19 protein-coding genes are annotated in these 18,932 nt (G+C 64.5%); 10 read left to right on the top strand and 9 right to left on the bottom strand.

Features of this window, described 5'->3' with window-relative positions:
- Positions 1-326, top strand: a 326-nt coding sequence (locus JAO73_RS21835; RefSeq protein WP_198979430.1) for a cytochrome P450, incomplete at its 5' end; no start/stop codon positions are given.
- A gap of 105 nt (positions 327-431) precedes the next feature.
- Here JAO73_RS21835 and JAO73_RS21830 read toward each other — a convergent pair.
- Both JAO73_RS21830 and JAO73_RS21825 read right to left on the bottom strand, forming a co-directional pair.
- Positions 432-1,343: a universal stress protein gene (locus JAO73_RS21830; protein WP_198979423.1), complete on the bottom strand. Its 912-nt coding sequence runs from the start codon at positions 1,341-1,343 to the stop codon at positions 432-434.
- A 147-nt stretch (positions 1,344-1,490) separates the two neighbouring features.
- Positions 1,491-2,813, bottom strand: a complete 1,323-nt coding sequence (locus JAO73_RS21825; protein ID WP_198979421.1) for a peroxiredoxin family protein — start codon at positions 2,811-2,813, stop codon at positions 1,491-1,493.
- 249 nt (positions 2,814-3,062) lie between these two features.
- On the opposite strand from JAO73_RS21825, the gene JAO73_RS21820 reads away from it, so the two are divergent.
- From JAO73_RS21820 to JAO73_RS21805, 4 genes are all read left to right on the top strand, one after another.
- Positions 3,063-5,354, top strand: a complete 2,292-nt coding sequence (locus JAO73_RS21820; RefSeq protein ID WP_198979419.1) for an aconitate hydratase — start codon at positions 3,063-3,065, stop codon at positions 5,352-5,354.
- A 112-nt stretch (positions 5,355-5,466) separates the two neighbouring features.
- Complete coding sequence (locus JAO73_RS21815) at positions 5,467-5,907, top strand: hypothetical protein (RefSeq protein WP_198979417.1); 441 nt, start codon at positions 5,467-5,469, stop codon at positions 5,905-5,907.
- 31 nt (positions 5,908-5,938) lie between these two features.
- A complete protein-coding gene (locus JAO73_RS21810) occupies positions 5,939-6,760 on the top strand; it encodes an alpha/beta fold hydrolase (protein WP_198979415.1) in 822 nt (273 codons plus the stop codon).
- Positions 6,761-6,830: 70 nt separating this feature from the next.
- Positions 6,831-7,748, top strand: a complete 918-nt coding sequence (locus tag JAO73_RS21805) for a carbohydrate kinase family protein (RefSeq protein WP_198979413.1) — start codon at positions 6,831-6,833, stop codon at positions 7,746-7,748.
- On the opposite strand, the gene JAO73_RS21800 is transcribed toward JAO73_RS21805, so the two are convergent.
- From JAO73_RS21800 to JAO73_RS21790, 3 genes are all read right to left on the bottom strand, one after another.
- A complete protein-coding gene (locus JAO73_RS21800) occupies positions 7,745-8,488 on the bottom strand; it encodes an EcsC family protein (RefSeq protein WP_198979411.1) in 744 nt (247 codons plus the stop codon). The genes JAO73_RS21805 and JAO73_RS21800 overlap by 4 nt on opposite strands.
- Positions 8,489-8,603: 115 nt before the next feature.
- The gene (locus JAO73_RS21795; RefSeq protein ID WP_198979409.1) at positions 8,604-9,023 is read right to left on the bottom strand and encodes a hypothetical protein; all 420 of its coding nucleotides are present in this window, start codon (positions 9,021-9,023) and stop codon (positions 8,604-8,606) included.
- Between the two features lie 31 nt (positions 9,024-9,054).
- Complete coding sequence (locus JAO73_RS21790; RefSeq protein WP_198979408.1) at positions 9,055-9,816, bottom strand: glycosyltransferase family 2 protein; 762 nt, start codon at positions 9,814-9,816, stop codon at positions 9,055-9,057.
- 125 nt (positions 9,817-9,941) lie between these two features.
- Between JAO73_RS21790 and JAO73_RS21785 the strand changes: the two genes are divergently transcribed.
- On the top strand, positions 9,942-10,676 hold the full coding sequence (locus JAO73_RS21785) for a Dph6-related ATP pyrophosphatase (RefSeq protein WP_198979406.1): 735 nt from the start codon (positions 9,942-9,944) through the stop codon (positions 10,674-10,676).
- 105 nt (positions 10,677-10,781) lie between these two features.
- Here the strand turns inward: JAO73_RS21785 and JAO73_RS21780 are convergent, their stop codons facing one another.
- Positions 10,782-12,365, bottom strand: coding sequence for a MutS-related protein (locus JAO73_RS21780; protein ID WP_198979404.1), 1,584 nt, complete (start codon positions 12,363-12,365; stop codon positions 10,782-10,784).
- Positions 12,366-12,516: 151 nt separating this feature from the next.
- On the opposite strand from JAO73_RS21780, the gene JAO73_RS21775 reads away from it, so the two are divergent.
- A complete protein-coding gene (locus tag JAO73_RS21775) occupies positions 12,517-13,206 on the top strand; it encodes a TIGR02117 family protein (RefSeq protein WP_198979402.1) in 690 nt (229 codons plus the stop codon).
- A gap of 88 nt (positions 13,207-13,294) precedes the next feature.
- Here the strand turns inward: JAO73_RS21775 and JAO73_RS21770 are convergent, their stop codons facing one another.
- Positions 13,295-13,543 carry a hypothetical protein gene (locus tag JAO73_RS21770; protein WP_190923697.1) on the bottom strand — a complete coding sequence of 83 codons (249 nt, stop codon included), beginning with the start codon at positions 13,541-13,543 and terminating at the stop codon, positions 13,295-13,297.
- Between the two features lie 229 nt (positions 13,544-13,772).
- Here JAO73_RS21770 and JAO73_RS21765 point away from each other — a divergent pair, with 229 nt between their 5' ends.
- The 3 genes from JAO73_RS21765 to JAO73_RS21755 all read left to right on the top strand — a co-directional run bounded on the left by JAO73_RS21765 (position 13,773) and on the right by JAO73_RS21755 (position 17,509).
- Complete coding sequence (locus tag JAO73_RS21765; RefSeq protein ID WP_190923700.1) at positions 13,773-14,231, top strand: LexA family protein; 459 nt, start codon at positions 13,773-13,775, stop codon at positions 14,229-14,231.
- Between the two features lie 2 nt (positions 14,232-14,233).
- The gene (locus JAO73_RS21760; RefSeq protein ID WP_198979400.1) at positions 14,234-15,571 is read left to right on the top strand and encodes a Y-family DNA polymerase; all 1,338 of its coding nucleotides are present in this window, start codon (positions 14,234-14,236) and stop codon (positions 15,569-15,571) included.
- A gap of 132 nt (positions 15,572-15,703) precedes the next feature.
- Positions 15,704-17,509 carry a glycoside hydrolase family 15 protein gene (locus JAO73_RS21755; protein ID WP_198979398.1) on the top strand — a complete coding sequence of 602 codons (1,806 nt, stop codon included), beginning with the start codon at positions 15,704-15,706 and terminating at the stop codon, positions 17,507-17,509.
- A gap of 23 nt (positions 17,510-17,532) precedes the next feature.
- Here the strand turns inward: JAO73_RS21755 and JAO73_RS21750 are convergent, their stop codons facing one another.
- Positions 17,533-18,471, bottom strand: a complete 939-nt coding sequence (locus JAO73_RS21750; protein WP_198979396.1) for an isoaspartyl peptidase/L-asparaginase family protein — start codon at positions 18,469-18,471, stop codon at positions 17,533-17,535.
- Positions 18,468-18,884: a hypothetical protein gene (locus JAO73_RS21745; protein ID WP_198979394.1), complete on the bottom strand. Its 417-nt coding sequence runs from the start codon at positions 18,882-18,884 to the stop codon at positions 18,468-18,470. Before JAO73_RS21745 ends, JAO73_RS21750 begins: the two co-directional genes overlap by 4 nt.
- Positions 18,885-18,932 lie beyond the last annotated feature (48 nt).

Genomic DNA, 18,932 nt, shown 5'->3' with positions numbered 1-18,932 from the left:
AAGGCACGCTGTTTTCGCTCTACTTCCACGGCCTGCACCACGACGCCAAGTATTGGGACGCGCCCGAGGAGTTTCGGGCCCGCCGCTTTGCGCCGGGACAGGCGCGGCCGGTGCAGCCGTTTGCCTACGTGCCCTTCGGCGGCGGGCCGCGCCTGTGCATCGGCATGCAGTTCGCCCTCACCGAAATGCAGCTCGTCACGCTGGAGCTGCTGCGGCTTTTTGAGATAGAATGGGTAGCAGGGCAGCCACCCGCGACCATGCAGCCGCTCGTCACGCTGCGGCCGAAAGGCGATTTCCGGGTGCGGCTGCGTTATCTGTCATCCTGAGCGCCGCGAAGGACCTTCTCACGTCAGCACCGATTGAGTGGCTGCAAACTGTTCTTCGGTGAGAAGGTCCTTCGCGGCGCTCAGGATGACAGAAGGTTTAGTCGCTTACACAAACATGGGGTAAGCGTATTCGGAGGCGGGGATGGGCTCGGCGGCGGGCTGCACGCGGCTGAAGTGGTAGGTGAGCACCGGCGGGAAGGCGTGCGTGGCCACGGCCTCGGCAATGCTGGTGTGGAAGAAGCTGCTGAGCCCGGAGCGGGCGTGGGTGGGAATGACCACCAAATCGGCCTTCACCTGCTCGGCGTATTGCTCGATGCCGGTAGCGGTGCGGCTGGCGTTGACCTCGCTCATCTCGCACGGGGGCAGCTGCGCGAGCTGGGCGAAGGCCTCCATGCGCTGCCGGGCCGCAAAAGGGTCGCGGTCGCCCAGCACGTGCAGCAGGTGCAGCTTGGCTTCCGGAAAAGCGGCCAGCGTTTCGCGCAGCTGCTCGACGGCCTGGCCGGCCTCCTCCGAAAAATCGGACGGGAACACCACCGTCTTCACGGCAAACGGCACGTGCTGGTGCTTCACGGCCAGCACCGGGCAGGGCGCCAGCCGAATCATGCGCTCGGTGTTCGAACTCACAAAAAAGTGCTCCATGGCGCCGTGGCCCCGCGCGCCCATCACCACTAGGTCGATGTGGTGGCGCTCGATGGCTTTGAGAATGCCTGCGCCGATGGGGCCGGTTTTGAGGACCTCGCGCACCGGCACGGCGCCGGCCAGCGGGGCGCTCTCGGCCACGAGGGCCCGCAGGCGGCGCTTGGTGGCCTCCAGGAGCTTGATGGGGTAGATTTCGTCGATGCCCGGGCCGCCCAGGCTGCCGCCCAGCGTGCTGATGCCACTGCCGGCTTCGTCGAGGTCTTCGAGCACGTGGAGCAGGGTCACGGAGCCGCCGGTGTGGCGGGCCAGCTGCAAAGCCACCTCGTAGGCGTGGTGGGCTTCGGGCGAGAAATCGGTGGGCACCAGCAGGTTTTTCATGGCTGAAAAAAAATTAGGTCTCATCCGCCGTGAAAGCGCGGCCGCGTGGCCGGCGCTTGTTCCCGATGAATGTGACCTAATATAGTGATTTAAGCCCTAAAAGTCAAGCCCGTAGCTCGGCTGTATTGGCCGGATTCTCCCGCGCGTCTACTCCTTCAGCAGCTTGTTCACCGTTTGCTCGAAGCCGGCAATTTCTTCCTGGTAGTACTTGCCCGTGCCGGGCCCGGCAAAGCCCGTGTGAATCTTGCGCACGTTGCCCTTCTTGTCGAGGAAAATGGTGGTGGGGAAGGCCAGGAACTTGGCCAACTGCGGCAAGGACCGCGCCACCGAATCCTTATTGGAAACGCCCGCAAACGCCACGTCGTAGCCCATGTGGAACCGCTCGCGCATGTTGCGCAGTTTCGCTGCCGAGACCTTGTAGTCGGGGCTGCGCTCGTAGCCCAGGCCGATGATTTCGACGCCACGCGCCTTATTCTTCTCGTACCACGGGGCCAGGAAGTTGGTCTCGTCCATGCAGTTGGGGCACCACGAGCCCAGGATTTGCAGCACCACCACCTTGCCGCGGTACTTGGGGTCGGTGGGGGAGATGCTGCCGCCCTCGTACACGCTGGGGAACTTGAAGTTCAGCCGGCTTTCGCCCTTTTTGAGGTAGGTGAGCGTGTCGGCGTCGGGCAGCTTGGCCTTGGGGTCGGGCACGGCGCTCCAGGCTTCGTGGCCGGCTTTGCCGGAGTAAAAGTCGCCAATCAGCGTGTTGGGCGCGTATTCTTTGGTGATGTCAACGGGTTCCTTCGGCCCGTTGTGGGCCGCGAACAGGAAGGCGTGGCTGCCGTCGAAGGTGCTCAGCTTCAATTCCTGCCCGCTCACCTGGCCGCTGAGGTAGCGGTAGTCGCCGGTGGTGGTGAGGAAGGTGCCCAGCAGCTTATTGCCTTGCTGGGTGAACACGCCCGTGGCCGGGTAGCTCTCTTCGCCCTCTCCGAAAGTAGCCCGCCAGGTACCGCCAAAATTGCCAGATTTCTCCGCGGATTGAGCGGCCGGAAACAGGTCCTGCGCGCCTGCCGTGGCCGTGAAGGGCACGCGGTAGGGGTCTTTGGTGTCATACTTCACCCAAGTGCCTTTCAGCTTGTCCGCGCCATCGGCCCGCACCACCAGCGCGGCATCGAAGGCGTGCATGCGGATGGTGGTGGAGTCGCCGGCGGAGGTAATTTCCTCGCAGCGCAGGCGCTCCTCGCCGTTCAGGCCCTGGTTGATGAGGTAGACCACCGGCTTGCCGGCTTCGGTTTTTACCTCGAACAAGAAGGGGATTTCCTGGCCCTGGGTGGCCAGCACGCCGCGCCAAGGACCGGGCGTGAGCACCGGGGCCGTGCCCGTGCCCCCAGCGGCCGTTTCAGAAGTGGAAGTGTTGGATTGGCAGGCGCCCATGGCCAGGCCCACAGCGGCCGTGGCCGCGAGGCGAAGAAATACGTTGTTCATAAGTAGCCGCAAAAATGCAAACAGAAGCTCCACAACCGCGGCCTGGGCCAATAGGTTGCCGGCTGCTCCCACAAGCGCCCGCAAAAAGCGCCGGCAGCGCCTGCGGCGCGCGACATGACGAGAACTCACCCGAACGTCACTCACCAAACCGACGTTTAGCTTCCAAACAGCGCCCCCCGCAATTCGGCTAGGTCCTACTTGCTGGGAGTACTACATTTGCACCACCACTCTTTATTACCAAAGTATCCTATGGCTTTCGACCTGGAAATGATTCGCGCGGTGTACGCCGGCATGGGTTCTCGCATTGAGGCAGCCCGCGCCGCCGTGGCGCGCCCCCTCACCCTCACCGAGAAAATCCTCTACGCCCACCTCTACGGCGGCGAAGTAAAGCAAGCCTACGAGCGCGGCGTTTCCTACGTCGATTTCGCCCCCGACCGCGTGGCCATGCAGGACGCCACCGCCCAAATGGCCCTGCTCCAGTTCATGCAGGCCGGCAAAGCCACGGCCGCCGTGCCCTCTACCGTGCACTGCGACCATCTCATTCAAGCCAAAGACGGCGCCACCGCCGACCTGGCCGAAGCCAACGCCGAAAACAAGGAAGTGTACGACTTCCTGGCCTCGGTTTCCAATAAATACGGCATCGGCTTCTGGAAGCCCGGCGCCGGCATCATCCACCAGGTGGTGCTCGAAAACTACGCCTTCCCCGGCGGCATGATGATTGGCACCGACTCGCACACCCCCAACGCGGGCGGCCTGGGCATGATTGCCATCGGCGTGGGCGGCGCCGATGCCGTGGACGTGATGGCCGGCATGGCGTGGGAGTTGAAATTCCCGAAGGTCATTGGCGTGAAGCTGACCGGCAAAATGAACGGTTGGACCTCGGCCAAGGACGTGATTCTGCGCGTGGCCGGCATCCTGACCGTGAAGGGCGGTACCGGCGCCATCGTGGAGTACTTCGGCGAGGGCGCCGAAAGCCTGAGCGCCACCGGCAAGGGCACCATCTGCAACATGGGCGCGGAAATCGGGGCCACTACTTCGGTGTTTGCCTACGACGAGAAAATGGGCGACTACCTGCGCGGCACCGGCCGCGCCGAGATTGCCGAAGCCGCCGCCGCCGTGCGCCAGCACCTGCGCGCCGACGACGAGGTGTACACCCAGCCCGAGAAGTACTTCGACCAACTCATTGAAATCGACCTGAACACGCTGGAGCCCTACGTGAACGGCCCGTTCACGCCGGACGCCGCCTGGCCCATCTCGCAGTTCGCCGCCGCCGTGCGCGAGCACGGCTGGCCCGAGAAGCTGGAAGTGGGCCTCATCGGCTCGTGCACCAACTCCTCGTACGAGGACATCACCCGCGCCGCCTCCATTGCCGCGCAGGCCGTGGAGAAAGGCCTGACCGTGAATGCCGAGTTCACCATCACGCCCGGCTCGGAGCTGGTGCGCTACACCGTGGCCCGCGACGGCCTCCTCGACACGTTCTCGCAGATGGGCGGCGTGGTGCTGGCTAATGCCTGCGGCCCGTGCATCGGCCAGTGGGCCCGCCACACCGACGACCCCAAGCGCAAGAACTCCATCATCACGAGCTTCAACCGCAACTTCGCCAAGCGCAACGACGGCAACCCCAACACCCACGCTTTCGTGGCTTCGCCCGAAATCGTGACGGCCTTCGCCATCGCCGGTGATTTGACTTTCAACCCCCTCACCGACACCCTGCAGGGCGCCAACGGGCCCGTAAAGCTCGACGAGCCCCGCGGCGTGGAGATGCCCCCGCAAGGCTTCGCCGTGGAGGACGCCGGCTTCCAGGCGCCCGCCGCCGACGGTAGCGGCGTGCAGGTGCTGGTGAGCCCCAGCTCCGACCGCCTCGAGCTGCTTGAACCCTTCAAGCCCTGGGAGGGCGTGGACCTGAAAGGCCTGCGCCTGCTCATTAAGGCCCAGGGCAAGTGCACGACGGACCACATCTCGATGGCCGGCCCGTGGCTGAAATACCGCGGCCACTTGGACAACATCTCCAACAACATGCTCATCGGGGCCACCAACGCCTTCAACGGCAAGGCCAACGAGGTGTGCGACTACACCACCCAGGGCAGCGGCTACACCACCGTGCCCCAGGCGGCCCGCAACTACAAGGCCATGGGCATCGGCTCGGTGGTGGTTGGCGACGAGAACTACGGCGAAGGCAGCTCGCGCGAACACGCCGCCATGGAGCCCCGCCACCTCGGCGTGCGCGCCGTGATTGTGAAGAGCTTTGCCCGCATCCACGAAACCAACCTGAAGAAGCAGGGCATGCTGGCCCTGACCTTCGCCAACAAGGCCGACTACGACCTCATTGAGGAAGGCGACCTGATTGACATCCTGGGCCTGACCACCTTCACGCCCGGCCAGCCCCTGCAGGCCCGCCTGCACCACCCCGACGGCGACACCGACCTCATCACCCTCAACCACACCTACAACGAGGGCCAGATTGAGTGGTTCAAAGCCGGCTCGGCCCTGAACCTGATTCGCCTGATGGAAAGCGGCAGCGCGCAGATGTCGCAGAAATAAGCGGGTTGCAGTAGCAGCCTAAGCAGCAACGGCCGCCTCAGTTTCTGGGGCGGCCGTTTTATGTTGTTGCTCGTCTATTTTTGAATTGGATTTAATCGAATGATGAATGGTTATGGCTGAATCGCAACGATATAAAAGCGCAGTAATCATTGCCCTCTTGACTTTTCAAAGTACTTGTGCTTTTAGTCAAGGGTTACTTGCCAAGCGACGTCAACTAATTGTCGGTGCGTGGAGCCATTGCCAAGGGGTAGAGAAAATAGACACAACGGGGAAGTGCTTGGACAATGATTACTACACTAAGCACAGTGATTATTTTGTGTTCACTGCTGATGGTAAGTTTTACCAGAGCCAAGATGGAGTGAAAAGTGCAGGAGTTTGGAAATTGACGGAAGCAGAGTTGACGCTTGATTATAATGATACTCGCAATAGCATTAGCCCCCCATTTACACGACCAATTGCATGGGTAAATAATAGCCTGTTCTATGAAATAGGTCAAGAAGGTAAAGGTGGGGTATTGGTATTTACTTACTACAGGCGGAGAGCTAAGCCATAGAAGCTTCAAGAACATGCAATGCCCAATTGGGATGAATAAAGCAATAGTATTGCTACTTCTGCTGCTGTGCCACCGGCTGGCCGCCCAACCCGCCGCTCCCTACGGCAACAACCCCGCGGCCGGGCACTACCAGCTGGTGCGCGGCGTGAGGCTGTACTACGAAACCTACGGCCAGGGCCCGCCGCTGCTCCTGATTCACGGCAACGGCGACAACATCTCGGCCTTTGCCAAGAACATTCCCTACCTGGCCCAGCGCTACCGCGTCATTGCCGTGGACAGCCGGGCGCACGGCAAGTCCGTGGACGCTGGCGACTCGCTGAGTTTTGAGATGATGGCCGATGATTTTGCCGGCCTGCTCACGAGTCTGCGCATCGACTCGGCCTACGTGCTGGGGTGGAGCGACGGCGGCATCAACGCGCTGCTGCTGGCCATGCGCCACCCGCAGAAAGTGAAGCGGCTGGTGGCCACTGGCGCCAACCTCTGGCCCGATTCCACGGCGCTCATGCCCAGCCTGTGGCGCCAGCAGCAGCGCGGCTACCAGGAAAACCGGAACGTGAAATTTACCGACCCCAAACGCCGGAACGACTGGAAGGTGTTTTGCCTCGACGTGTTTCAGCCCAATATTCCGCTCTCGGCCTTGCAGCGGGTGCGCGTGCCGGCCTTCATCATTGCTGGCGACCGGGACGTGATTCGGCCCGAGCATACTGTCGCCATTTACCAGAGCCTGCCTCGCGCCTGGCTCTGGCTAGTGCCCGACAGTGGCCACGCTACTTTGCAGGAGCACGCGGAAGAGTTCAACCAAAAAGCGGATGCATTTTTCCGGGCGCAAACGGTGCGGCCCCCGACCCGTTAGCAAAGCGGAGGAAGCTACGAGAAGCACCGCTCCCGAGCCGGGCACAACAATGCAGCAAGCACAACCACACATGTCTCCCAACACCCAAAAGCCTAGCTTTCCCACCATCGCCTGCTTCGGTGAAATCCTCTGGGACGTGCTGCCCACCGGCAAGCAGCCGGGCGGCGCGCCTTTTAATGTAGCCGTGCACTTGCACCAGTTGGGCTTGCCTGTGCGCTTCATCAGCCGCGTGGGTGAGGACGAGCTGGGCACCGAACTGGTCGGCTTCGTGACATCGAAGGGCGTGGCGACGGACCTCATTCAGCACGACCAAGCCCACCGTACCGGCGTAGTGAATGCGAATGTGGACGACGCCAGCGAGGTGACCTACGACATTGTGCAGCCCATGGCCTGGGACTATATCGAGCCCAGCGCCGCTGTGGAAGCCGCCGTGGCCACCGCCGACGCTTTCGTGTTTGGCAGCCTGGGGGCCCGGCAGGCGGGCACCCGCGAAACGCTCTACCGCCTGCTCGAATGCGCAAAACTCAAGGTGTTCGACGTGAACATGCGCCCGCCGCACTACACCCGCACGGTGGTGGAACACCTCCTTGGGCAGGCAGATATGGTGAAAATGAACCACCACGAGTTGGCCGAAATCATGGGCTGGTTTGGCGCCGACGCCGAGCTGGCCGCGGCCATGCCCTGGCTGGTCCAACGCTTTGGCCTGCAAGCCGTGTGTGTCACCTGCGGAGCCGATGGCGCCCTGCTCTGGATGGATAATCAGCTCTGCCGTGCGCCCGGCATTGCGGTGCACGTGCAGGACACCATCGGCAGCGGCGACTCGTTTCTGGCCGCCCTGCTCAAGGACTGGCTCACCGGCCGGCCGCCGCAGGAGGCGCTCAATTTTGCCTGCGCCACCGGCGCGCTGGTAGCCGCGCGGCAGGGGGCCACGCCCACTTTTGTCGAAGCCGACGTGCGGGCGCTGATGCAGGCGGCTGAAGGCCGTTAGCGCGGCAGTTGCCGGGCCTCTTCGGCGGCGAAGTGCCGCAGGCGGTAGCAGTTCATGGCCGTGTCGCCGAGCTGCTCGATGAGCTTGTAGTTGGCCACCGCGCCCACGGCCGCGCCGATGACGGGCACCAGCTGGGCCATTTTGGCCAAGTCGATGTAGTCGCGGTATTCCTGCTGAAAGGTGCGCCAGTCGAACTCGTGCACGTCGGCGGGCAGGGTGTGGCGGTACTCGTCCCAGGTGGCGAGGCGGCGGTAGGTTTCGTTGCGGGTGTGCTGGCTGCTGAAGGCCAGCTGGAAGATGTGCAGCAGGTAGAGGCGCTCGGGAAATTCCTTCACGTCGTAGCCGTAGAGGGCGGCGATGTCGAACAGTAGCTTGATTTTGAGGCCGATGAGCAGCGGGAAATCGGCCAGGCCCAATAGGAAACCGCCCGCGCCGGTCACGGCGCCTTCGGCGGTGGCCATGGTGCGGTAGTCGCGGATGCGGGCCCGCACCTCGGCCTCGCGCGTGGCGAAGGTGGCCTTGGCCAGCGGCCGGCTGGTGGTGTGCTGCGAGCCGAACAGCACCCCGCGCACCATCTGCTTGATGGCGCCGGTGATGGCCTGGTGCACCTTTTCGGGCAGCAGGGCATTGAGCCGCACCTGCACGCGCCGGGCAAAGTTGTTGAGGAAGGAAGGCTTCCGCTGCATGCGCAGCTGCCAGGCGCGGAGCTCGATGCGGGCTTGCTGTTCGTCGGGGTTCATGGGCGAAATGTAGCGCTAACGGTGTAGAGACGCATATTTGCGTCTCGCTGTGAGGAGTCATTCCGCCTATTCTCTTCAACGACCAGACGCAAATATGCGTCTCTACTCCGGCCCGTTACATTGTAACCGTTTCCACCCGGTTTTCGCGGGGTTTGGTCACGAGGTAGTAGTACAGCAAAATGCCCAGCCCAATCAAAAACGGCACCAGGGCCAGGTGCTTGCCCGTGACGGCGGGCGTCACGTGCACCGTGTCGAACCCGAAAAACTCGCTGGTCATCCAGTAGGAGTTGGCCGTAATCCAGAACACGATGGCCAGGTTGTGGGCCAGCTCCGAGGCGTAGGCGCGGGTGCGCCAGGCAATGACCACGGCGATGCTGAGCGTGGGCACCACCATGAGCAGGCCCAGCGGCTTCCACACCATGCACCAGGCAATGTCTTTCAGCAGCCAGAACAGGATGTGCGTGTTTTCCATCTTCCGGTAGGCAGCCGGAATGCTGTATACTTCTTCGGAAACCGGCGGCGTGGGGGCGGACATGGCGGGCAAAAGCCCAAAAATAAGCCCCCGGCTAATTCCCCGGCGCGCCGATGCCCAGGGACCGCAGCTGCGGCGCGTATTTGTCGAAAATCACGCGCAGGTCGGCGTTGTGCGTGGCCGCATCCACCCCGATGCTCACGTTGCGGGCGTGGAAGCGGTGCAGGTGGCTGATGTGCGGGCACAGCACCGGCAGCTGCCCGGCCAGCAGGAAGCGCACGTACAGGTCCAGGTCTTCGGCCATGGCCAGTTCGCCGTCGTAGCCGCCCACCTCGTCCACGAAAGCCCGGTGGTAGCACACGTTGCCCTGAATGAAGTGCTCGGCCCGAAAAATGGCCTGCAGCATGGCCGTGGGCGTATCAAACTGCCAGGCGTAGTAGTCCTCGTTGGGCAGGTAGCGGCCGTGCCCGTCCACGCGCAGAAAATCGGCCACGAACCAGGGCCGGCCGGGGTTGGCGTTGATGTGGCTGGCGTAATGGAACAGGGTGCGCTGCAGCAGGATGTCGTCGTCGTCGAGCGGCACCAGCCAGGCATCGGCGGGGGCTTCCCGGATGAGGAGGTTGCGGGCCCGCCCGGCCAGCTGGCGGCCCGCCGAGTGCCAGTGCCGCAAGGGCGGGCCGGGCTGGGCGGCGGCTTCGCGCAGGTAGGCAGCGGTGCCATCGCGCGAGCCGTTGTCATAAACCAGGTGTTCAAACGAAAAGTCGAGGGGGGCGCTCACGGTGGCGCGCACGCTGGCCACGGCTTCGGGCAGCAGCTCGCGGCGCTGGTGGGTGGGGGTGATGACGGTAAAATGCATGGCTCCTGTGTTCGGGCGCGGGCCGAAAAGGTTGCCCGTAGCGCGGGCTCTGCGATTCCGTGCCCTGCCGCACGTTCGCAGCGGCGCGGACTCGCAGAGTCCGCGCGACAAAGTTTCTTTGCCCCATGACACAGCCGGCCATTTTCAACTGGAGCGGGGGCAAGGATTCGGCCCTGGCCCTCTACAAGGTGCGGCAAAGCGGCCAGTACGCCGTCCAGACGCTGCTCACCACCGTGAGCGAGCCCTACCAGCGCATTTCCATGCACGGCGTGCGCGTGGAGCTGCTCGACCGGCAGGCCGCCAGCCTCGGGCTGCCGTGCCGCAAGCTGTTTCTGCCCGAAACGCCCACCATGGAGGCCTACGAACGCCTGATGAGCAGCACCTTGCAGGAGCTGCGGGCCCAGGGCGTCGAGGTGGCCATTTTCGGCGACATCTTCCTCGAAGACCTGCGGCACTACCGCGAAGCCAAGCTGGCCGAAGCCGGCTGGCGGGCCGCGTTTCCGCTGTGGGGCGTGCCCACGGGCGAGCTCATCCGCGAGTTTCTGGCGCTGGGCTTCAAAACCATCACCACCTGCGTCAACGAAAAATACCTCGACCAAAGCTTTGTGGGCCGCGTGATTGACGAACAGTTTTTACGGGACCTGCCGCCCCACGTGGACCCCTGCGGCGAAAACGGCGAGTTCCACACCTTCGTGTTCGACGGGCCGTTGTTTCGCGAGCCGATTGCCTTTGAAAAGGGCGAAATCGTGCACCGCACCTACACGCCCGCCCCCAAAGCCGACAATTCAGACTACGAATGCGGCGATACGGCCGACCCCAGCCCGTTCGACACGGGGTTCTGGTACTGTGACTTGCTGTAGAGACGCATACTTGCGTCTCGTCGTTGGACGAGACTGGAGCCGCGCCAGTCGGGCCTCGTTTTTGCGTCATCGTCCAACGACGAAACGCAAGTATGCGTCTCTACCTCAATCGGCGGCTTCCAGCCTATGCGTCAGGGCTTGCGCGGCCTGCACGATGCTGGCCGGATAGCCGGCGCGGGCCAGCAACTGGATGGCGTTGCGGGTGCGCAGCGGGCCGGGCTTGAGCAGGTAGTCGAAGTACCATTCCGTGTCGGTCACGGTTTCGGAGAAATGATATTCGGTGAAAGCCGGGGTAAGCAGGGCGCCCAGTTCGCCGTCGTGGGTGGAGGCCACCACCAGGCTGCGCGGCTGCAGATACGCCAGCACGGCCTGCGTGGCCGCGATGCGCTCCACGGTATTGGTGCCTTTGAACAGCTCGTCGAGAATGAACAGGTAGCCGCCCGTGCCCGCCTCGGCGGACCGAATGAAGCCCAGGATGGTTTCGGCTTCGGCGAAGTAGTAGCTCTTGCCCTCGGTGAGGCTGTCGGCGAGGTTGATGCTGGACACCACCCGGCGGAAAGGGGCCGCGTAGGCCGTGGCCGGGCAGGTGGCCACGGTTTGGGCCAGCAGCGTGCTCAGCCCCACAGCGCGCATAAACGTGGTTTTGCCCGACATGTTGGAGCCCGTGAGCAACACGCTGGCCTCGGCCACGGCCAGGTCGTTGGGCACGCAGCCGGGCACCAGCGGGTTGTAGGCGCCCGTCAGTCGCAGGCCGGTTTCGGCCGTGAACTGCGGCGCGCAGTACTTGTGCCGCGCCCGAAACCCGGCTACCGCCACGGCGCTGTCGACGTAGCCCACGGCTTCATACACCGCCCGAATGGCCCCGAAGTGCTGCTCTACCTGGCGCCGGCAGTTGTGGTACACGATAAAATCGAGCAGCAGCGTCATTTTGAGGTATTGCAAAAACAGCCACGGCAGCATGGCCAGGTCCGACGGCAGCTGTTCGTCGGCCTGTAAAAACGCCACCCTGTTCACGATGGAGCCCAGCCGGCCCAACGGCTCGGCCAGCCCGCGCAGCGCCGCCACCGGCATATTGAGCCCGGCCAGGCCGCGCCCGGCGCGGTAGAGCGTGCCAAGCTGCAGCATGGGCCGCACGCTCCCCGCAATGCGCGCCCGGTACCAGAAGTGCAGCACCGAATGCAGCACCAGCAAGCCCCCCGAAAGCAGCCACAGCGCCGGCTGCCAAAAGCCGCCCGCCACCGAGGCCAGCAACAGCAGCACCAGCGCGGGCGCGGCAGCCGTCCAGGGGAGGGCCGGCAGGGCGCCTCCGGTCAGAATGTCGGGCAGGTAGTAGGCCTGGGGAGAGGTGAGGCGGCGCAACGCCAGCAACGCCTTGCCGCGCGGGGCCGCGTCGGCAAACAGGCCCGCCGCCTGGTCGAAGTCCTGCAGGGCGTCTTCGTCGTTCAGGGGGCTGCGCAGGCGGTGGTAGAGGCATTGCTGACCCACGCGGCTCACGGTGCCGTCGAGCAGCGCAAACAGGTCGTCGCCGTTAAGGTCGTTCCAGGTCTGGTCGTCGAGGCGGTGGTAGGCGGGTTCGGCGGCCACGGCGGCGTGGTAGCGGGCAATGAGCGGCAGGTTGCGAAAGCGCGGGGTGGGGGCGTGCCACTCGGCTTCGAGCAAGGCCAGCCGGTCGGCGGTAGAAGTCCACATGGAGAGAAACGGCGGCCGGCCCAACGGCGAACCGGCGGCCCGGCAAAAGTACAGGGGCCGGCCGGGCGCCCACGGTCCGGCTTCTTTTCCGGTTCTGCCGTACTTGGCAGCGGCGGCCGCTTTTCGGCTCGTCGCTCAGTTTGTTCCCCGCATGTCATTTACTCTTCAAAAAGCGCTGAAAGTGGCCGCCTACGCCGCCGTGGGCCTCAGCGGCACGGTGGCCGCCTACCTGTCGGCGGCGTTTGTGCTCTCGCACATCGCCGTGCCCAAAGCCGACCCCAACGCCGCGCCCGACGTGCCCGTGTTTCTGCACACCAACGGCGTGCACACCGACATCGTGGTGCCCGTAAAAACGGACCAGATGGATTGGAGCCAGCTGCTGCCGTACCGCAACATCCCGTCCGGCGACACCACCCTGCGCTACCTCGCCTTTGGCTGGGGCGACAAGGGCTTTTACCTCGACACGCCCACCTGGGCCGACCTCAAGTTCAGCACCGCTTTCGTGGCGGCGTTCTGGCTGGGTTCCTCGGCGGTGCACGCCACCTACCTGCCCAGCCTCACGCCCGGCCCCGACACGGTGCCGCTCCACCTCAGCCACGCCGAGTACGCCCGCCTCATCCGCTACATCCAAACCAGTTTCGCCTACGATGCCGCCGGCCGCGTGCAGCACATCAAGGGCCACAGCTACGGGCCGGACGACGCTTTTTACGAAGCCCGCCGCGTCTACAGCTTCGCCTACACCTGCAACACCTGGACCAACAACGCCCTCAAAGCCAGCGGCCAGCGCGCCTGCCTCTGGACGCCTTCCGACAAGGGGATTTTTTATCAATACGGCCGCTAGCCCGTACCCCCAACAACAAACCGGCCCCGCCGGCGGTGAAGCCAGCGGGGCCAAAATGGGTGGAACCATGGGCCAGGGGCCGGGCGGCTTAGTTAAGCCACACCTCGGCCACTTGCTCGAAGCGGTGGGCGGCGAAGGCGCCGTAGGGCCGCTCGGCGTAGAAACCGAGCACGTGCACCTGCGGCTGGCCGGTGCGGACATGCGGCAGCACCCGAACCGGGTACACTCGGCCGGCCTCGGGCCAGTCGCCAACGAAGTCGGCAGGGCGCTGCGCGTCGTTCACGCAACGGGCAAACTGCTGCACAGGCAGCGGCGTGGGGAGCTTGACGTTTGACATGTCCAAAGATACAAATTTTAAGATAAACTAAAAAATTTGGAGAGTAATTTTTAGGCTTTTTTAATGAGAATCGACCTGAATTAATAAGCTCAACATGATTATTGAGTGAAGAGGGTAGATGTACGGCAGCGGCTTAGCTGTGGATTGGCAGGAGTTGAAGAAACAATTTACTAAAATTGTTAGTAAATAGCAGCCCGTGGCCACCGCTATTGACGATGACCGGTCCCTTATGCTTACATCTCTGCACGATTTTATTGCGGCTTCCCTGCTCACCACTCGGGAAATGCCTTTATTCGGTTGCCCCGTGCCGGCGGGCTTTCCCTCGCCGGCCGACGACCACCTCGACGGGCCGTTCGACCTGACCAAGCACCTGTTCCGGCACCCGGCGTCCACGTTTCTGGCCCGCGTCAGCGGCGATTCCATGATTGGGGCCGGCATTCATCCCGGCGACCTCGTGGCCGTGGACCGCGCCCTGCAGCCCCGGCACGGCAGCATTGTGGTGGCCGTGGTGGAGGGCGAGCACACCATCAAGCGCCTGCAGGAACGGGGCGGCCAGCCGTGGCTGGTGGCCGAAAACGCGCGCTACCCGCCCGTGCCGGTCAACCCCGAAACGGGCCTGCTGGTGTGGGGGGTGGTCACCTACGTCATCCATTCGTTGGGCGAGCACCAGCTGGCCAAAATCAAGTAGCCATGTACGCGCTGGTCGACTGCAACAATTTTTACGTGAGCTGCGAGCGGGTTTTTGCCCCACACCTGGAAGGCCGGCCGGTGGTGGTGCTCTCCAACAACGACGGCTGCCTGATTGCGCGCTCCCAGGAAGCCAAGGACCTGGGGCTGAAGATGGGCGAGCCCTATCATCTGGTGAAGCCGCTGCTGGAGCAGCACCGGGTGAAGGTGTTTTCGTCGAACTACGGCCTGTATGGCGACATGAGCCGCCGCGTGGTGCAGGTGCTGAGCAGCTTCACCTCGGAGGTAGAAGTGTATTCCATCGACGAAGCCTTCTTGAATTTCAGCGGCCTAAAGTGGTTGACCAAGGGCACCGACCTGGTGGAGTACGGCCAACGCGTGCTCGAAACCGTGCGGTGCCACACGGGCATCCCCACCTGCGTGGGCATCGCGCCCACCAAAACCCTGGCCAAGCTGGCCAACCGCCGCGCCCGCCTGCACGGCACCAACGGCGTGCTGCTGCTGGAAACCCCCACCCAATGGGAGGCGGCCCTGGCCGACGTGTCGGTGAATACCATTTGGGGAGTGGGCCGGCGCTACGCCCGCAAGCTGCTGGAGATGGGCATCGACACCGGGCTGAAGCTGGCCAACATGCCCGAGCACTGGCTGCGCAGGCACATGGGCGGCGTGGTGGGCCAGCGCCTGTGGCGGGAGCTGCACGGCCAGCCCTGCCTGGAGTGGAACCCGGCCGAGTGGGACGACGAAGACCAACTGCACCCGGCCCACGCCAGCCGCCACAGCGTGACGTGCACCCGCTCCTTCGGCCGGCCCCAGCACGACGCCACCGCGCTGAGCGAAGCCGTGGCCACCTTCACGGCCAAGGCCGCCGAGAAGCTGCGGCGGCACGGCGTGGCCGCCCATCTGGTGACCGTGATACTGGGCACCGACCGTTTTGCGCCCGGCACCGAGCCCAAGACCCACACGGCCGTGGTGAGCCTGTCGGCCAGCTCCAGCGACACCGCGCGGCTGGCCCAGGCCGCCCTGCTGGGCCTGCAACGGCTGCGCCGCCCCGGCACCGCCTACAGCCGCGTCGGCGTGCTCTTCAGCGGCCTCGAGCCGGAGGGGCAGGGGCAGCTGGGGCTGTTTTCGGCCCCGGCCGCCAACCAGCAGCGCAGCCAACAGCTGATGCAGACGCTGGACGGCCTGAACGCCCGCTTTGGCCGGCAACTGGTGCGGCTGGCGGCGCAGGGCACGGCCAGGAATGCGGCCGGCCAGGTGCAGCCGCCGGCGTGGGCGGGCCGGTCGGCCCACCGCTCGCCGCTGTACACCACGGGCTGGAACGAGCTGTGGGAAGTGCGCTGAGCGGGCCCCGTGGCCCCGGGGCGCAACCCTGGGGCGGGGGGCGCGTACGTTTTCGGGGCCCGGCAGGCAACTGCCGGGCTTTTTTGTGGCTGCCGCAGTGGCGTGCCGCCCAGCATCTTTCGTTCGATTGCCATGTCTGCTTCCCTTCCGCCTTCCGCCGCCAAGCACACCTACGATATGGGCCTGATTGGCAACTGCGCCTTCCTGGGCCTGATTAAAATGGACACCTCGGTGGCCTGGCTGTGCTGGCCGCGCTTCGACAGCAGCTTCGTATTTGGCAGCCTGCTCGACACCAAAAAAGGCGGCGAATACAGCGTGAAGCCGGCCCATGGCGAATTTCAGGCCACGCAGTACTACCTCGAAAACACCAACGTGCTGTGCACCGAGATTGAGGCCGCCGACGGCGGCTACCGCGTCACGGACTTTGCGCCGCGCTTTGCTCAGTACGACCGGTACTACAAGCCGCTGATGTTCATCCGGAAGCTGGAGCCGCTGGCCGGCTCGCCCCGCGTGCGGGTGGTGTGCGACCCCGTGGGCGAGTACGGCCAGAAGCAGCTCGACCGCCGCCGCAGCTCCAACCACATTGCCTACCTGGGGCTGGAAGAGGAAATTCGCCTCACCACCAACATCCCGCTCACCTACATTCTGGAGGGCGAAGACTTTGCCCTGAACGAAACCAAGTACCTCGTGCTCACCTACGGCGCGCCGCTGGAAGCCCCGCTGGAAAGCACCGTGGAGCAGTTTCTGCGCAGCACCGTGGACTACTGGCGCAAGTGGGTGAAAAGCACCAGCATCGGCGACTTTTTCCAGGCGCAGGTCATCCGCTCGGCCCTGGCCCTGAAGGTGCACCAGTACGAAGACACGGGCGCCATCATCGCGGCCAGCACCACCAGCCTGCCCGAAGCGCCGGGCAGCACCCGCAACTGGGACTACCGCTACTGCTGGATGCGCGACACCTACTACATCCTCACGGCCTTCAACAACATCGGCCATTTTGAGGAAATGGAGCGGTATTTCCACTACATCGCCAACATTTCGACCAAAATCATGGGCAAGTACCAGCCCCTGTACGGCATCAGCGGCACGTCGGAGCTGGTGGAGCAGGAGCTGGATTTGGAGGGCTACCTGGGCAACCAGCCGGTGCGCATCGGCAACGACGCCTACACGCACATCCAGAACGACGTGTACGGGCAGGTGCTGGTGGCCCTGCTGCCGCTCTACGTCGACCAGCGCTTTGTGAACCCCGAGCGCGGCGCCCCCGAAAAACTGGTGTACGAGGCCCTGAACTTTATCGAAAGCACCATGGACCTGCCCGATGCCGGCCTGTGGGAGTTCCGGCACATTGCGCAGTTTCACTGCTACACCTACCTCTTCCACTGGGCGGGCTGCCACGCCGCCGGCCACGTGGCCCGCAAGCTGGGCAACACCGAAATGGAAGCCCGCGCCGAGCGCCTGCTGGCCGAATCCACGCGCCGCATCGAAGCCTGCCTCGACGAGAAGCGCGGCGTGTACACCAACGCCATCGGCTCGCCGCACCTCGATGCCAGCACCCTGCAGCTCATTCTGATGGGCTACCTAGACCCGGCTTCCGAGCTGGCCCGCACCCACCTGGCGGCATTGGAAAAGGAGCTGAAGACGCCCGAGGGCTTGTTTTACCGCTACCGCCACCCCGACGATTTTGGCACGCCCGAAACCACGTTCCTCATTTGCTCCTTCTGGTACGTGGAGGCGCTGGCCTGCGTGGGCCGCGTCGACGACGCCATTCGGGAGTTTGAGAAGCTCACGCGCTACACCAACCACCTCGGCCTACTCAGCGAGGACGTGGACGCCAAAACCGGCTCGCAGTGGGGCAACTTCCCGCAGGCCTACAGCCACGTGGGCCTGATGAACGCCGCCTACCGCATTTCCAAGAAGCTGGACAAGCCCAGCTTCGTTTAGCCGTCGGGCCAGGAAGTAATGGCCTAGCGCGTTTGCGGGGTTTGGGGTGGGGCCTCTTCGCGCCACATCGCCACCACCGGCTCGGCCTCGCCCACGCGGTAGGCCCGCCGCATCAGGTTGCAGTTGAATTCGAGGGCAATGGCGCCGTCTTTGTCGAGGGCAATCATGCCTTTGTCGCCCTGCAGGTCCTCGTCGCGCAGCTCAATGGCCTGCTGGCAGGCATCGACCAGGGGCATTTCTTTGTGCTTCACCAGGGCAAAGACTTCGTGCGCCAGCGCCCCGCGCATGATGACTTCGCCATCGCCGGTGCACGACACGGCGCAGGCTTCGTTGCCGGCATAAGTGCCGCCCCCAATCACGGGGCTGTCGCCCACGCGGCCCTTCAGCTGGCCCTCAATGCCGCCGGTGCTGGTGGCCACGGCCAAGTTGCCGGCCCGGTCAAGGGCCACAGCGCCCACGGTGTCGTGCATGGCTTCCGCGCCTTCTCCCTGCACGATTTCCAGCCACTGCCGGCGGGTCTTCTCGGTGAGGAAGTAGCTGGGCGGCTTCATCGCGAGGCCTTTTTCGAGGGCGAATTCCACGGCGCCCTCGTCGGAGAGGCACACGTGGGGGCTGCCATCCATCACGGCGCGGGCCGCGCTGATGGGGTTTTGCGCGTAGCGCACGGCGCTCACGGCGCCCGCGTTCAGGGTGCGGCCGTCCATGATGGCGGCGTCCATTTTCACCTCGCCCTGCTGGGTGAGGCCGCTGCCGCGTCCGGCGTTGAAATGCTCGTTGTCTTCGAGGGTGCGCACGGCGGCTTCCACGGCGTCGAGGGCGGTGCCGCCGTCGTGCAGAATTTGCCAGCCGGCCCGCAGGGCCTCGCGCAGTCCCTCGCGCTGCGCGGCTTCTTCTTCCGGGCTGAGCTCGCCGGGTTTCATCGTGACGGCGCCGCCGTGGATGACCAGGGCGTACGGCTTCATGCGTGGCCGATGGGGGTGAGCTGCCAGAGTTGGCCGTTGCCGCCGCTCAGGCAACGCAGGCGGTGGTAGCCGCGCAGCAGCCGGCCATCGAAATTGAGCTGCAAGCGGCCCTGCATGAGCAGGGTGCGCAGGTCGGGGGCGTGGTCGAGGTGGGCCGGCACGAGTTGCACGGCCCCCGTTTCTACGCAGGCATGGGTGTCGGGCTCGGGGGCGGTGGGCAGCAGCCACAGCAGCACGGGCTGGCGGGCCAGCTCCTTGAGGGCCACCGGAATCATCCACTGGGCCACGTTGCCGTGGGCGTCTTCGAGCAGCAGCTGGTGGTAGGCGGGGGCTTCCGGCGCCTGGCGCACCCGGAAGCTGGGCCCGGCGCTGGCCGGTGCCGTCGGCCCAGCCGGGAAGGAAGGGGAATTCATAGCGTTAGAGAGAAAGTGGAATGAATAGCTCACGTTCTCTAACGTGCC

This window comes from Hymenobacter miniatus, from assembly GCF_016427455.1.
Lineage (GTDB): Bacteria > Bacteroidota > Bacteroidia > Cytophagales > Hymenobacteraceae > Hymenobacter > Hymenobacter armeniacus.
This window is presented reverse-complemented; position numbering and strand designations above follow the sequence as displayed.

What these genes read in the sequence shown, in the direction of transcription:
- JAO73_RS21830 (WP_198979423.1), bottom strand. Translation starts at nt 1,343, where the DNA reads ATGAAAAACCTGCTGGTGCCCACCGATTTCTCGCCCGAAGCCCACCAC.
- JAO73_RS21825 (WP_198979421.1), bottom strand. Translation starts at nt 2,813, where the DNA reads ATGAACAACGTATTTCTTCGCCTCGCGGCCACGGCCGCTGTGGGCCTG.
- JAO73_RS21820 (WP_198979419.1), top strand. Translation starts at nt 3,063, where the DNA reads ATGGCTTTCGACCTGGAAATGATTCGCGCGGTGTACGCCGGCATGGGT.
- JAO73_RS21815 (WP_198979417.1), top strand. Translation starts at nt 5,467, where the DNA reads ATGGCTGAATCGCAACGATATAAAAGCGCAGTAATCATTGCCCTCTTG.
- JAO73_RS21810 (WP_198979415.1), top strand. Translation starts at nt 5,939, where the DNA reads ATGAATAAAGCAATAGTATTGCTACTTCTGCTGCTGTGCCACCGGCTG.
- JAO73_RS21805 (WP_198979413.1), top strand. Translation starts at nt 6,831, where the DNA reads ATGTCTCCCAACACCCAAAAGCCTAGCTTTCCCACCATCGCCTGCTTC.
- JAO73_RS21800 (WP_198979411.1), bottom strand. Translation starts at nt 8,488, where the DNA reads ATGAACCCCGACGAACAGCAAGCCCGCATCGAGCTCCGCGCCTGGCAG.
- JAO73_RS21795 (WP_198979409.1), bottom strand. Translation starts at nt 9,023, where the DNA reads ATGTCCGCCCCCACGCCGCCGGTTTCCGAAGAAGTATACAGCATTCCG.
- JAO73_RS21790 (WP_198979408.1), bottom strand. Translation starts at nt 9,816, where the DNA reads ATGCATTTTACCGTCATCACCCCCACCCACCAGCGCCGCGAGCTGCTG.
- JAO73_RS21785 (WP_198979406.1), top strand. Translation starts at nt 9,942, where the DNA reads ATGACACAGCCGGCCATTTTCAACTGGAGCGGGGGCAAGGATTCGGCC.
- JAO73_RS21780 (WP_198979404.1), bottom strand. Translation starts at nt 12,365, where the DNA reads ATGTGGACTTCTACCGCCGACCGGCTGGCCTTGCTCGAAGCCGAGTGG.
- JAO73_RS21775 (WP_198979402.1), top strand. Translation starts at nt 12,517, where the DNA reads ATGTCATTTACTCTTCAAAAAGCGCTGAAAGTGGCCGCCTACGCCGCC.
- JAO73_RS21770 (WP_190923697.1), bottom strand. Translation starts at nt 13,543, where the DNA reads ATGTCAAACGTCAAGCTCCCCACGCCGCTGCCTGTGCAGCAGTTTGCC.
- JAO73_RS21765 (WP_190923700.1), top strand. Translation starts at nt 13,773, where the DNA reads ATGCTTACATCTCTGCACGATTTTATTGCGGCTTCCCTGCTCACCACT.
- JAO73_RS21760 (WP_198979400.1), top strand. Translation starts at nt 14,234, where the DNA reads ATGTACGCGCTGGTCGACTGCAACAATTTTTACGTGAGCTGCGAGCGG.
- JAO73_RS21755 (WP_198979398.1), top strand. Translation starts at nt 15,704, where the DNA reads ATGTCTGCTTCCCTTCCGCCTTCCGCCGCCAAGCACACCTACGATATG.
- JAO73_RS21750 (WP_198979396.1), bottom strand. Translation starts at nt 18,471, where the DNA reads ATGAAGCCGTACGCCCTGGTCATCCACGGCGGCGCCGTCACGATGAAA.
- JAO73_RS21745 (WP_198979394.1), bottom strand. Translation starts at nt 18,884, where the DNA reads ATGAATTCCCCTTCCTTCCCGGCTGGGCCGACGGCACCGGCCAGCGCC.